Raw genomic sequence first — 13,366 nt, 5'->3', positions numbered from 1 at the left:
TGCATCCGCCAGGCCAGGCCTGTGCGGCCTTCCCTGGGCGTAGCGTGCCGCCGCGCCGTCATCGAGAGAGCCATGAGTTCCAGCACACCGCTGTCCGGCGTCAACCAACCCTTGCGCGGCATCGCCCTGGTGGTAGTGGCGACGTTCCTGTTTGCCAGCCACGATGCCTTGTCCAAGTTCCTTGGCGGCCTGTACCCGATCGTCATGGTGGTGTGGGCGCGTTATGTGGTGCATACGCTGCTGATGGCCGGCATCTTCCTGCCCAAGTCCGGCCTCAACGTACTGCGCACCCGCCGCCCGCTGTTGCAGACCTTACGCGCCCTGAGCCTATTGAGCACCAGCCTGCTGTTCACCACTGGCCTGCAATACCTGCCGCTGGCCGAGGCCACGGCGGTCAACTTCCTGGCTCCGGTGCTGGTCACCGCGTTGTCGGCGCCGCTATTGAAAGAGCGGGTGACGGTCGGGCAGTGGGTGGCGGTGGTGCTGGGCTTTATCGGCGTGCTGATAGTGGTGCACCCGGGTGGGGCAATGTTTACCCCGGCGATCCTCTACCCGTTCGGTTCGGCGTTGGGCTTCTGTTTCTACCAGTTGCTGACGCGCATCCTGGCTGCGCATGACAGCCCGACCACCAGCAATTTTTATGCAGGGCTGTGCAATACCCTGGCGATGAGTGCGCTGGTGCCGTTCTTCTGGGAAGTGCCGCGCTGGGACCACGCCTTGCTGATGCTGGCGCTGGGTGGCTTCGGCATGACCGCGCACCTGCTGCTGACCCAGGCCTTCCGCCATGCGGCGCCGGCATTGCTGGCGCCGTTCAGCTATTGCCAGATCGTGTTTGCCGGCTTGCTTGGGCTGGTGGTGTATAGCCAGGTGCCGGATACCTTGAGCCTGGTGGGGATTTCGGTGATCTGCCTCAGTGGGCTGGGGGCGGCGTGGATGCAGCGGGGTAAGTGAAGTTTTGCGTTGGTGCGAAGAGGCGCATGGCTGAGTTTCTCATGCGCTTGTGAGATCGTGCGCCGCGCGGGCGGCGCTCGATCTCACAGGCACCAAAACCCTTGCGGCGATCACCAGGCAGCCGTTAATCGATCCACAGCCGCCCCGACAAAGCCAATCTACCGTGCCATGAACTGCAGGATGCGTTCGCGCAGCCAGCGTTCGGCCGGGTCGTTGTCCTGCGCGCCGCTCCACACCATCGACAGCTCGGCTTCGGTGATGTCGAACGGTGCCGGGTCGGCGCGCAGGCTGCCGTCGTCGGTCAAGGCGCTGGCAGCGTAGTCCGGTACCGTGGCAATCAGTTCGGTGTTGCGCAGCAGGGCGCGCAGGCTGCCGAACTGCGGCACGGCCAGCACCACCTTGCGGCAGCGGCCGATGCGCGCCAGGTCGAGGTCGATGTTGCCGCTCATGTCACCGGAGAACGACACCATGACATGCGGGCGGGCGCAGTATTCGTCGAGTGTCAGCGGGCCGGGGCGGTCGTCGGCGCGCAGCACGCGCACGCCGATGTCACGCAGCTTACGGCGCTTGGCAGTGGCCGGCAGGTCCGTGGTGTAGCTCACCCCGACCGAGATTTCACCGCTGGCCAGCAGGCCCGGCATCAGCAGGAAGTTGGCCCGGCGCACGACCACGCTGATGTCCGGCGCCTCTTCGCGCAGGGCTTGCAGCAGGGCCGGGAACAGGCCGAACTCGGCATCATCCGACAGGCCCAGGCGGAACACGTTGCAACTGTTGGCAGGCTCGAATTCGCGGGCACGGCTGATGGCAGCGGAAATCACGTCCATGGCCGGGCCCAGCTCGGCGAAGATCTGCATGGCCCTTGGCGTGGGCTCCATGGCCCGGCCACTGCGGATCAGCAGCGGGTCGTCGAACAGCTCGCGCAGGCGGGCGAGGGCGGCGCTGACGGTGGACTGGGTGATGAACAGCTTTTCACCGACGCGGGTCAGGTTGCGTTCGATCATCAGGGCTTCGAACAGCACCAGCAGGTTCATGTCGACGCGGCGCAGGTCGTTGCGGTTCATGAGGGGTCGGGTTCCGGAGTGTAGGGGGTGGCGGTGTATTGAAGCATGTAGCAAGCCTTGTTGCCTTGTACGGATGTGCCGGCCTCTTCGCGGGTGAACCCGCTCCCACAGGTACTGCACAGCGCCCATGACCTGTGGTGATCCTGTGGGAGCGGGTTCACCCGAGAAGAGGCCGGCACAGGAAAGCTGACAGAGCCAACCTATCACCCTCCAATACCCACTCTATTAGAACTCTGCTCAAGCTCGGCTAGTCTTTCCCCTGGCCCCGCGAATTCCGCGTGCGGGCGGCGTGCCAGCACCTGCGTGCAAGACCGCGCTCACCCACCGTGGCAGTTTCGCAAGCCCCGTATACACCTGATGAGGGGTAGCACGAGCCCACACGCTCGGCTGAAAGAACACCTGGCATAGACCGGAAATCTGGATAACCGACCCAAAGGTACCCGCAGATGTCGAACGAATCGAAATGCCCGTTCCATCAAACCGCAGGTGGCGGCACCACCAACCGTGACTGGTGGCCTGACCAGCTCAACCTCAGAATCCTTCATCAGCACTCGTCGAAGTCCGACCCGATGGACGCGGATTTCGACTACGCCAAGGCGTTCAAGAGCCTCGACTTCCAGGCCCTGAAGCAAGACCTGACCGCCCTGATGACCGACTCGCAGGACTGGTGGCCAGCCGACTTCGGCCACTACGGCCCGCTGTTCATCCGCATGGCCTGGCACAGCGCTGGCACCTACCGCATTGGCGATGGTCGCGGCGGTGCGGGCTCTGGCCAGCAACGCTTCGCCCCGCTCAACAGCTGGCCGGACAACGTCAGCCTGGACAAGGCCCGGCGCCTGCTGTGGCCGATCAAGCAGAAGTACGGCAACAAGATTTCCTGGGCCGACCTGATCGTGCTCACCGGCAACGTCGCCTTGGAATCCATGGGCTTCAAGACCTTCGGCTTCTCTGGTGGCCGCGCCGATGTGTGGGAGCCCGACGAGGATGTGTACTGGGGTTCGGAGAAGGTCTGGCTGGGCGGCGATACCCGCTACGGCAAGGAGCAGGTCAAGGCCCAGCCGCCGGGGCAGGGGGACCTGGTGGCCGAACCTGCCAAGCGCCCGGAAGAAGAAAGCCGTGACCTGAGCGGTGAGCGCAACCTGGAAAACCCGCTGGCCGCCGTGCAGATGGGTCTGATCTACGTGAACCCGGAAGGCCCGGAAGGCAACCCCGACCCGGTGGCTTCGGGCAAGGACATCCGTGACACCTTTGGCCGCATGGCCATGAACGACGAAGAAACCGTGGCGCTGATTGCCGGCGGTCACGCGTTCGGCAAAACCCACGGTGCCGGCCCTGCCGACAACGTCGGCCCCGAGCCGGAAGCAGCAGGCCTGGAACTGCAAGGCCTGGGCTGGCCCAACAAGTTCGGCACCGGCAAGGGCGGCGATACCATTACCAGCGGCCTGGAAGTGACCTGGACCTCGACCCCCACCCAATGGAGCAACGAGTACCTCAACAACCTGTTCAACTTCGACTGGGAGCTGACCAAGAGCCCGGCCGGTGCGCACCAGTGGACGCCGAAGGACGGCAAGGGCGCGGGCAGCGTGCCGGATGCCCATGACCCGGCCAAGCGCCATGCGCCGTCGATGCTCACCTCTGACCTGGCGCTGCGTTTCGACCCGATCTACGAGCCGATCGCCCGCCGCTTCAAGGATAACCCCGATCAGCTGGCGGATGCCTTCGCCCGTGCCTGGTACAAGCTGATTCACCGCGACATGGGCCCGCTGGCACGCTATCTGGGGCCGGAAACGCCCAACGAAGAGCTCCTGTGGCAAGACCCGATCCCGAAAGTCGAGCACCCGCTGGTGGGTGAGCAGGACATTGCTGCGCTCAAGGCCAAAGTGCTGGCAACCGGCCTGAGTGTTGGCGAGTTGGTGGCTACGGCATGGGCGGCGGCATCGACCTTCCGTGGCTCGGACAAGCGTGGCGGGGCCAACGGTGGCCGCCTGCGCCTGGCGCCGCAGAAAGACTGGGCGGCCAACCAGGGCACCGGCAAGGTGCTGGCGACACTGGAAAAGGTACAGGCCGAGTTCAATGCCGGCGGCAAGCGGATCTCGCTGGCCGACCTGATCGTCCTAGCCGGTGCCGCGGCTGTGGAAAAAGCCGCCAAGGACGCCGGGCATAACCTGCGCGTTGCGTTCCAGCCAGGCCGTGCCGATGCCTCGCAGGAACAGACTGACGTCGAGTCGTTCGCCGTGCTGGAGCCGCTGAGCGATGGCTTCCGCAACTTCAGCAAAAGCCGCTACAGCGTCAAGGCCGAGAAACTGCTGCTGGATAAAGCTCAGCTGCTGACCTTGACCGCACCAGAGCTGACCGTACTGATCGGTGGCCTACGGGTGCTGGGCGCCAACCATGGTGGCAACACGCAGGGTGTATTCACCGACAAGGTCGGCACGCTGACCAACGACTTCTTCCGCAACCTGTTGGACATGGGCGTGGAATGGAAGCCGACCTCGGCGGATAACGAAGCCTTCGAAGGCCGCGACCGCAAGACCGGGCAGGTGAAGTGGACCGGTAGCCGGGTTGACCTGGTGTTTGGTTCGCATGCGCAGCTGCGGGCGTTGAGCGAGGTGTATGGCAGTGGCGACGGTGGCGACAAGTTCGTGCGCGACTTTGTTGCGGCTTGGGAGAAGGTCATGGAGCTGGACCGTTTTGACCTGAAATAGCAGCGTTGAAGAACTGGGGTGCTTTGCGCCCCATTCGCGGCACAAGGCCGCTCCCACACTGATAGGCATATGCAGGGCCTTGTGGGAGCGGCCTTGTGTCGCGAAAGGGCTGCAAAGCAGCCCCTGAGGCCAGTGGCGATCCCGCCAATTTGAGGTCGGATAGATACAAAAGCCCCCTCGTCGGTTCTGTTGCAATGCTTCTCAGGCGGCCGGCCTGAACAGCGTGCTAAACAACGACAAGGAACCCCGACCATGCAAATGCCCAAGACCCTGAAAATTCGCAACGGCGACAAGGTGCAGCCAACGTTCTCTGCCCAGGAATACGCCGCCCGTCATGCCCGGCTGCGGGCCTACATGGCGGAGCAGGACATCGAGGCGGCGATTTTCACCTCTTACCACAATGTCAACTACTACAGCGATTTCCTCTACTGCTCGTTCGGCCGCCCGTATGCGCTGGTGATAACCCAGGACAAGGTGGCCTCGATCAGTGCCAACATCGATGGTGGTCAACCCTGGCGGCGCACGGTCGGCACCGACAACATCGTCTATACCGACTGGCAGCGCGACAACTACTTCGTTGCCATCCAGCAGGCGCTGCCGCTGGCTTCACGCATCGGCGTGGAGCATGATCACCTCAACCTGCAGAACCACAGTAAGCTTGCCGCCTGCTACCCCAAGGCCGAACTGGTGGACATCGGCGCACCGTGCATGCGCATGCGCATGATCAAGTCGGCCGAGGAGCAGGCGTTGATCCGCCACGGCGCGCAGGTGGCCGATATTGGCGGGGCGGCGGTGGTCGAGGCGCTGCGCGAGGATGTACCAGAGTACGAAGTGGCGCTGCATGCTACTCAGGCGATGGTCCGCGAAATTGCCAAGCGCTTTCCGGATGCCGAGCTGATGGACACCTGGACCTGGTTCCAGTCCGGGCTCAATACCGATGGCGCACACAACCCGGTGACCGGCCGCCGGGTGGGCAAGGGCGAAATCCTCAGCCTCAATTGCTTCCCGATGATCGCCGGCTATTACACCGCGCTGGAGCGCACGCTGTTCCTCGACCACTGCCCGGACGAGTACCTGCGCCTGTGGCAGGCCAACGTCGAAGTGCATGAAGCTGGGCTAAAACGGGTACGCCCGGGCATGCGCTGTAGCGACATTGCTCGCGAACTGAACGAAATCTTTCTGCGCCACGACCTGCTGCAGTACCGCACCTTCGGTTACGGCCATTCGTTCGGCACCTTGAGCCACTATTACGGCCGTGAGGCGGGCCTTGAGCTGCGCGAAGACATCGACACGGTGCTGGAGCCGGGCATGGTGGTGTCGATCGAACCGATGATCATGCTGCCCGAAGGGCGGCCGGGGGCGGGCGGCTATCGCGAGCATGACATTCTGATCGTCAACGACAGCGGCGCCGAGAACATCACCCGGTTCCCGTATGGGCCGGAGCACAACATCATTCGCAAATAAGCATCGGCGTCGCCTGATTCGCGGGCAAGCCCGCTCCTACAGAGATTTGTTGCAGGAGCGGGTTTACCCGCGAAGAGGCCAGCCCAGACAACAAAAAAAACACTGTATGACCACCAGACCCTGCCTCCAATTAAAAGAACCAGAGGGTACCCGTCATGTCCAGCACCACCCTTGACCCATCCGCTGTCGCCGGCCCCGCGCACAACGCCGAGCGCCAGGCCTTGCGCAAGGCCGCCCGGGCCAGTTTCATGGGCAACTTCGTCGAGTGGTTCGACTACGCCGCCTACGGCTACCTGGCCACCATCATCGCCGCTACCTTCTTCCCGCAAACCGACAAGACCACCGGCCTGCTGGCCACCTTCGCGGTGTTCGCCCTGTCGTTCCTGGTGCGCCCGCTGGGCGGCATTGTCTGGGGCCATTTCGGCGACCGCCATGGTCGGCGCAACGCACTGTCGTGGTCGATTCTGATCATGTCGGTATCCACCTTTTGCATCGGCCTGTTGCCCGGCTATGCGCAAATCGGCCTGTGGGCACCGGCGCTGCTGTTGCTGATCCGCCTGGTGCAGGGGTTTTCCGCCTCAGGCGAGTACGCCGGTGCTGCTGCGTTCCTGGCCGAATATGCGCCGCCTGGGCGGCGTGGCTTGTACACCAGCATCGTGCCGGCCAGCACGGCGGCGGGTTTGCTGTTTGGTGCGGCGTTTGTCGCAGTGCTGCAGGAACTGCTCAGCAGCGAAGCCCTGCATGAGTGGGGCTGGCGCCTGCCGTTCCTGCTGGCCGCGCCGTTTGGCCTGGTGGGGCGCTATATCCGCATGAGTCTGCAGGACACGCCCAAGTTTCTGGAGATGGAGCAGCGCCTGGAGCACAAGGCAGGCATGGCCCCGACGCCGCTACGCGAACTGCTGGGCCAGCACCGTCGCAGCCTGGCCATCGGCATTGGGGTCACCTGCCTGAATGCGGTGGCGTTCTACCTGTTGCTCAGCTACATGCCCACCTATCTGTCCAATGAAATGGGTATGAGCGAGCGCGATTCGTTCATTGCCTCGACGGTGTCGCTGGCCACCTATATCGGCTTGATTTTCCTCATGGGGCGGCTGTCTGACCATTTTGGGCGCAAGACCATGCTGGTGGTGGCCTCGCTGTTGTTTCTCGGGTTGACCGTGCCGTTGTTCCGCCTGCTGGACGGGCAACCGCTGCTGGTAATCCTGGCGATCCAGATTTTCTTTGGTGCAATGCTGGCGATGAACGACGGTACCTTACCGTGCCTGCTGGCGGAAATTTTTCCGACGCGGGTGCGCTTTAGCGGTTTTGCCCTGAGTTTCAATGTGGCCAACGCGTTTTTTGGCGGTACGGCGCCGTTCATTGCCACCTGGTTAATCCACGTGACCGGCAGCAAGCTGGCGCCGGCGGGGTATTTGCTGGCGGCGGCACTGGTGGCGCTGGTGGCCATGCTGATGTGCCGGGAGACCGCGTATACGGCTCTTGAAGATTAGGTGAACTGCACCGGCCTCTTCGCCGGTGAACCCGCTCCTACAAGAAAGCGATCACGACGCGATCATTGTAGGAGCGGGTTCACCCGCGAAGAGGCCGGCAAAGCCGACACAACATTTCAGTCAATGCAAAGAAGCCTGCCGCCGCTCCCCCAACGGCGACAAACCAAAGAACCGGCTATAGCTCTTGGAAAAATGCGCCGGGGAACTGAACCCGCAGGCCAGCGCCACCTCGCGCACCTGCACATCACTGCGTAGCAGCAGCTCCCGTGCCCGCGACAGGCGCAGCTCCAGGTAATACTGGCTGGGGGTGCGCTGCAGGTACTTGTGGAACAGCCGCTCGAGCTGGCGCACCGTCACCTCGTTGAGGCTGGCCAGTTCCTCCAGCGCCAGTGGCTCTTCCAGGTTGGCCTCCATGATTGCCACCACCTGGCTCAACTTGGGCTGGGCGCTGCCGAGCAGGGTGCGCAGCGGCACCCGCTGGCGATCGCGCTCGCCACGCACGCGGTCACACAGCAGCAATTCGGCAGCCTTGGCCGCGATGTCCTGGCCGCCGGGTTCGCGGGCCACCAGTTGCAGCATCATGTCCATCGCCGCCACCCCGCCCGAGCAGGTGTAACGGTCGCGGTCCAGCTCGAACAGTTGGCTGGAAATGACGATGCCGGGGAAGTGCGCCTGCAGCGTCGGCAGGTCTTCCCAGTGGATGGTGCAGCGGTAGCCCTTGAGCAGTTCGGCCTTGGCCAGCAGGTAGCTGCCGGTGCAGATGCCGCCCAGCGGCAAGCGCTGCCGGGCCAATTGGCGTAACCAGTCGATCAGCGGGCGGTTGCCTCGGCCGCGATCGATCGGGTTGGCGCCGACCACGAGTAGCGCATCCAATGCGGGGGCGTTGGCGATGCTGTAGTCGGGCAGCACGCGCATGCCGTTGCTGGCCACTACCGGCGCGTCGTCCGCCGCGATCAGCACGCTGCGAAACAGTGGCTTGCGTGCAGCCAGGTTGGCCATGCGCAGGGTTTCTACTGCCGATGCCAGGCCGATGGTGGTGAAATTGGGCAGAATCAGGAAACCGAAGGTCTTTACCGAACAACTCTTTACAATAGAAGGCGATAGGTTTGCAGAAGTGGGGTGGACCATTGCGCTGTTCCTGTGCAAGCTGAGGCATGTTGTTCAGGGGCAGTGAGAAACCGGGCCTCGCGTGGTTCTTGTTGTTATAGGTCGTTGCCGGGTCGATCTTACACCCCGGGCATAACGGCCAGGAATGGCCCCGCCGGTTGGCAGGGCCGACAGTGATTGCACAGAGAAGGTGATCGTCAGTGAACCCCGAATCCTTGCTGGCAGGCTTGCCAGGCTACGCCATCGCGCCCGAATCGATCCAGGTGCTGCCCGATGCCAAGGCCTACCGCACCTGCCTGCTCGAGCGCATCCGCGCGGCCACCCGGCGCATCGTCATCGTCGCCCTGTACCTGCAGGAAGACGAGGCCGGCCAGGAGATACTGGATGCCTTGTACCAGGCCAAAGCCGCACGGCCTGGCCTGCAAATCACCATCGTGGTCGACTGGTTCCGCGCCCGCCGCGGCCTGCTGGGGGCTGGGCGCCAACCGGGCAATGCAGCCTGGTACCAGGCCCAACGGCAGATGCGCGGGCTGGATATCGCCATCCACGGGGTGCCGGTGCAGACCCGCGAGCTGTTCGGGGTGTTGCATTTGAAGGGCAGCATCATCGACGACTGCGTGATCTATACCGGCGCCAGCCTGAACAACGTGTACCTGCACCGTTTCGACCGCTACCGTCTGGACCGCTATCACCTGTTCCAGTCACCGGCACTGGCCGATGCCATGGCCGAGCTGGTGCAGCGTTTGCTGCACCACACCGCCACACCGCGCCTCGACCTCCCGGCGCCTCCTTCAACCCGCAGCCTGCGCGGCGATATTCGGCGCTTGCGTGCGCGGTTGCGGCGCATGGCCTACGAGGCACCGGCCAGCGTTGCAGGGCAGGGCCTGCGGGTGATTCCCCTACTGGGCGTGGGCCGTGGCAACCCGCTGAACCGGGCGCTGTGCGCCTTGCTGGCGGCGGCGCGCACGCAGATCATCATCAGCACGCCATACTTCAACCCGCCGCGGGTGGTGATGCGCGAGCTTGACCATGCCTTGCAACGGGGTGTGCGCGTTGAACTGATTGTCGGTGATCGTACGGCCAACGACTTCTATATCGCACCTGGCGAGCCGTTCAGTGCCAGTGGTGCGTTGCCCTACCTGTATGAAGACAACCTGCGCGCCTTCGTCCGGCGTCGGCATGCCGCAATCGCCAGTGGCCAGCTTGAAGTGCGGATCTGGAACGATCCCGGGCATACCTTCCACGCCAAGGGGGTGTGGATTGACCAGCGCTATTCGCTGTTGACCGGCAACAACCTCAACCCGCGCGGGTTCAACCTGGACCTGGAAAACGGCCTGCTGATCGACGACCCGCAAGGGCAATGGTTGGGTCCGCGCGAGGCGGAGTTGAACGAGCTGCGCCGGTTTGCCCCGCAGATTGGCTCGGCAGAGGCGCTGGGGGTCAAGGCCGAGCACCCCAAGGAAGTGCGCAAGTTCTTGCGGCGGTTGCGTTATAGCCGGCTGGAGCCGCTAATCAAGCGGGTGCTGTGACCCCGCCAGGTGCGCTTTTTTTAGGAGCGGCCTTGCGTCGCGATCGGGCCGCAAAGCGGCCCCTCGATTTTAGCGTCACCGCCACTATTGCTGGGGCTGCTTTGCAGCCCGATCGCGACACAAGGCCGCTCCTACACTGACTGCGCCGGGCTGTGCCGCTTTGGTTACCTGGTTGCCCTTCGGCTTGAGCCGCGAAACAGCAAACAGCACCACCGCCAGCCCAATCACCTGGTACAACGAAATCTCCTCGCTCAACAGCGCCCACGACGCCAGCACAGTCAGCACTGGCCCAAGGTTGCCCACCGCCGCCGTATGGGTCGGCCCCAGGCGCTGGATCGCCAGCGCTACCCAGTAGATCGGCAACACCGTGGAAAATACCGCCATCAAGCCGGCATTGACCCACACCGCACTCGGCAGTTGCCACAGTTGCCCGACTGGCGCCACCAGCAGGTAATGCGCCAGCACCATCAGCGACGATGCAGTCCCGCACAGCCCGGCCAGGCGCATCGAGTTCATGCGCTTGAGCATCACCCCGGTGCCGGAGTAGTACAGCGCATAGGTCACCGCACTGGCGAACACCCACAGCGAACCCAGCACCACCTGTTGGCCGGCTCCGGCCACGCTGACGTCGTGGACAAAGGCAATGCCCAGCCCCAGGTAGCACAGGCCCATGGCCGACAAGGTGCGCAGGCTTGGCCGTTCGCGCAGGGCCACCGCCTGGAACACCAGCACCAGGGTGGGGTAGGTGAACAAGATCAAACGCTCAAGCCCGGCGCTGATGTACTGCAGGCCATAGAAGTCGAACAGGCTGGCCAGGTAATAGCCCAGCAACCCGAGCATGGCCACGCGCAAGCCGTCACCGAGGTTGAGCACCGTACTGCCCTGGCTGCGGCTGGCCCAGACCAGCCAGGCAAACAGCGGCAGCGACAGCCCCATGCGCATGGCCAGCAGGCTGATGGCGTCCACCGGCCCAGCGGCGTAGGCAAGCTTGACGAAAATGGCCTTGAAGCTGAAGCCCAAGGCCGCCAGTACGGCGTACAGGGCGCCGCTTTGCAGTTGGCGCTGGATCAGGCTGCGTAACGCGTTCATGGAGTACTCATGGCAGAGGAAAGTCAGGGCTTATTCTGAACAGAAGGCGCCTGCGCTAAAATCGCTTTTTATCGAACGCCGTGTTCGTTTTTGAATAAGGGGAAGGGGCATGCCGTTCGACCTGACTGATTTACGCCTGCTGCTGGCCATTGCAGCCTCAGGGAGCCTGAGCAAGGCCGCTGCAAGCTTCCCGGTGGCGGTATCGGCTGCCAGCAATCGCCTGCGTCTGCTGGAAGAGCGTTGTGGCCTGGCGTTGTTCACCCGCAATGCTGCTGGCATGCAGCTGACGCCTGCCGGCCGCCTGGTGCTGGAGGGGGCGCGAAGTGTGCTGGCCGAGGCGCAGAAACTGCAGGGTACCCTGCAGGAGCTGGCTGGCGAGCAGCGCATCACCCTGCGCCTGGCAGCCTCCACGGTGTCCAACAGTACGCTGTTGCCGGCGATATTGGGGCCGTTCCTGGCCGATTACTCCGAAGTCGACCTGCAACTGATGGAGCGTGGCGCTGGCAGAAAGCTGGGCCACCCTGGAGTTGCGCTTGTGCTTTCGCGATTGGGAGCGCCTGAGTTCACACGGGCGGCAACTGGTGAGCTTTTTATCCGGCCAACGGCATGTTGCGGCAGTGGTTTGAATGGCTCAGTAGTGGCAATATGATATTTCGCTCGCACGGGCATCTGCAGGGGCCGAACTGGCAATTGCAGGCAACCGGACCAAGCGCCCTCTGAAAAGTCATCACGAGCGCATACAATCCGGCCTTTTCCACGTTAACCAGATAGGCCAATGCGTATATGGCGTTAGATCCACCCACGATGCTGACCATTTCGGTTGCCCTGGCAGCGGCTGCTGCGCTGTACCTGGCAATTGAATGGCGCAGTGTCCGCGAACCCTCTTTGCTGTTCTGGAGCGCAGGTTTCGCCACTATTACTGTTGGTTGCATCCTGGCGTTGTTGCGCGGGATCGGTTTGCTGTTCATCGGCATCTGGTTCGCCAATGGCTTGCTGGTGGTTGCCCACGCATTCTTCCTGATGGGCGTCCTGCGCTTTACCCAGGAGCGCTTGTCGCGTGGCTGGCTGATGATCGTGCTGGTCTGGTTCGCCTTGCTGCTGTTGCCCGTGGGGCCGCAGTGGTCGAAGCTGATGCTGATGGTCAACTCGTTGCTGGTGGCCGCGCTGACGCTCAAGGCCAGTTTTCTGCTGCGCCCGCATGGCAAATCGCTGAGCGTTGGTGCGGTGCAGTTGCGCTATGTATTGCTGATCCATGGGCAGTTTTATGTAATCAAGGCAATCATTGCCATCGCGCCGGGCACCTTGATTGACCTGGCCACCTTTGGCGGGCTGATCATTCAGGTTTCACTGGTTGAAGGGGCGATGGCGATCATGCTGATTGCCTTGTCGATGACCGGTACCGTGCGTTACCGGCGTGAGGAACGGATTGCCCGGCTGGCGGCGCGGGACCCGTTGACCGCGCTGTACAACCGGCGGGCGCTGGAGGTGCGGGCTGCGCATTTCTTCAAGGACGTGAGCCCGACCCAGCCCGGGGCGTTGCTATTGATCGACATCGACAACTTCAAGCTGGTCAATGACCTGCATGGGCATATTGCTGGCGACCGGTTGCTGATAGCCTTGAGCGAGATGATTCGCTCGGTGCTGCCCGAGCGCTCGCTGGCGGCGCGCTTGGGCGGGGACGAGTTTGTCATCTTGCTGGGTGGGGCCAGCAGCGAGCGGGTGGTTGAACTGTGCGGGTTGTTGCGTGAGCAGTTTCAGCAGTTTGCTGGCAAGACGGTGCCGACGCCTGCGGCGGTTACCTTGAGCATTGGCGCCAACCTGTTCGACCAGCCGCCCGCAAGCCTGGCGGCGTTGATCGAGCAGGGGGATGTGGCGTTGTATCAGTCCAAACGGGGAGGGCGTGACAGTATTCGCTTTGTCGAGCGGCCGATCGCCGATCTTAGCCAGTAAAAAGTGCTTTGCTTCCGTGC

At 63.3% G+C, this 13,366-nt stretch carries 10 protein-coding genes; 7 read left to right on the top strand and 3 right to left on the bottom strand.

What is annotated here, in order from left to right:
* The first annotated feature begins 72 nt into the window (after window positions 1–72).
* Window positions 73–951, top strand: coding sequence for a DMT family transporter (locus ACIP02_RS23690; RefSeq protein WP_400621382.1), 879 nt, complete (start codon window positions 73–75; stop codon window positions 949–951).
* Window positions 952–1,109: 158 nt separating this feature from the next.
* On the opposite strand, the gene ACIP02_RS23685 is transcribed toward ACIP02_RS23690, so the two are convergent.
* The gene (locus ACIP02_RS23685; protein ID WP_400621379.1) at window positions 1,110–2,012 is read right to left on the bottom strand and encodes a LysR substrate-binding domain-containing protein; all 903 of its coding nucleotides are present in this window, start codon (window positions 2,010–2,012) and stop codon (window positions 1,110–1,112) included.
* Between the two features lie 446 nt (window positions 2,013–2,458).
* On the opposite strand from ACIP02_RS23685, the gene katG reads away from it, so the two are divergent.
* From katG to ACIP02_RS23670, 3 genes are all read left to right on the top strand, one after another.
* A complete protein-coding gene (gene katG, locus ACIP02_RS23680; RefSeq protein WP_400621376.1) occupies window positions 2,459–4,717 on the top strand; it encodes a catalase/peroxidase HPI in 2,259 nt (752 codons plus the stop codon).
* Window positions 4,718–4,969: 252 nt separating this feature from the next.
* A complete protein-coding gene (locus tag ACIP02_RS23675; protein WP_400621373.1) occupies window positions 4,970–6,181 on the top strand; it encodes a M24 family metallopeptidase in 1,212 nt (403 codons plus the stop codon).
* Window positions 6,182–6,336: 155 nt separating this feature from the next.
* Window positions 6,337–7,671, top strand: a complete 1,335-nt coding sequence (locus ACIP02_RS23670; protein WP_400621372.1) for an MFS transporter — start codon at window positions 6,337–6,339, stop codon at window positions 7,669–7,671.
* Window positions 7,672–7,791: 120 nt separating this feature from the next.
* Here the strand turns inward: ACIP02_RS23670 and ACIP02_RS23665 are convergent, their stop codons facing one another.
* On the bottom strand, window positions 7,792–8,799 hold the full coding sequence (locus ACIP02_RS23665) for a GlxA family transcriptional regulator (RefSeq protein WP_400621369.1): 1,008 nt from the start codon (window positions 8,797–8,799) through the stop codon (window positions 7,792–7,794).
* Between the two features lie 179 nt (window positions 8,800–8,978).
* On the opposite strand from ACIP02_RS23665, the gene pssA reads away from it, so the two are divergent.
* The gene (gene pssA / locus ACIP02_RS23660; protein WP_400621366.1) at window positions 8,979–10,307 is read left to right on the top strand and encodes a CDP-diacylglycerol--serine O-phosphatidyltransferase; all 1,329 of its coding nucleotides are present in this window, start codon (window positions 8,979–8,981) and stop codon (window positions 10,305–10,307) included.
* Between the two features lie 84 nt (window positions 10,308–10,391).
* On the opposite strand, the gene ACIP02_RS23655 is transcribed toward pssA, so the two are convergent.
* Window positions 10,392–11,396, bottom strand: coding sequence for a DMT family transporter (locus tag ACIP02_RS23655; RefSeq protein WP_400621364.1), 1,005 nt, complete (start codon window positions 11,394–11,396; stop codon window positions 10,392–10,394).
* A 109-nt stretch (window positions 11,397–11,505) separates the two neighbouring features.
* Here ACIP02_RS23655 and ACIP02_RS23650 point away from each other — a divergent pair, with 109 nt between their 5' ends.
* Together ACIP02_RS23650 and ACIP02_RS23645 are read left to right on the top strand one after the other, a co-directional pair.
* The gene (locus tag ACIP02_RS23650; protein ID WP_400621361.1) at window positions 11,506–12,045 is read left to right on the top strand and encodes a LysR family transcriptional regulator; all 540 of its coding nucleotides are present in this window, start codon (window positions 11,506–11,508) and stop codon (window positions 12,043–12,045) included.
* Between the two features lie 155 nt (window positions 12,046–12,200).
* A complete protein-coding gene (locus ACIP02_RS23645) occupies window positions 12,201–13,346 on the top strand; it encodes a GGDEF domain-containing protein (RefSeq protein WP_400621358.1) in 1,146 nt (381 codons plus the stop codon).
* Window positions 13,347–13,366: the final 20 nt, after the last annotated feature.

Source organism: Pseudomonas sp. NPDC089408, from assembly GCF_044749445.1.
Lineage (GTDB): Bacteria > Pseudomonadota > Gammaproteobacteria > Pseudomonadales > Pseudomonadaceae > Aquipseudomonas.
Note: the sequence above shows the minus strand (reverse complement) of the source record. Positions and strands in the feature narration are given on the sequence as shown.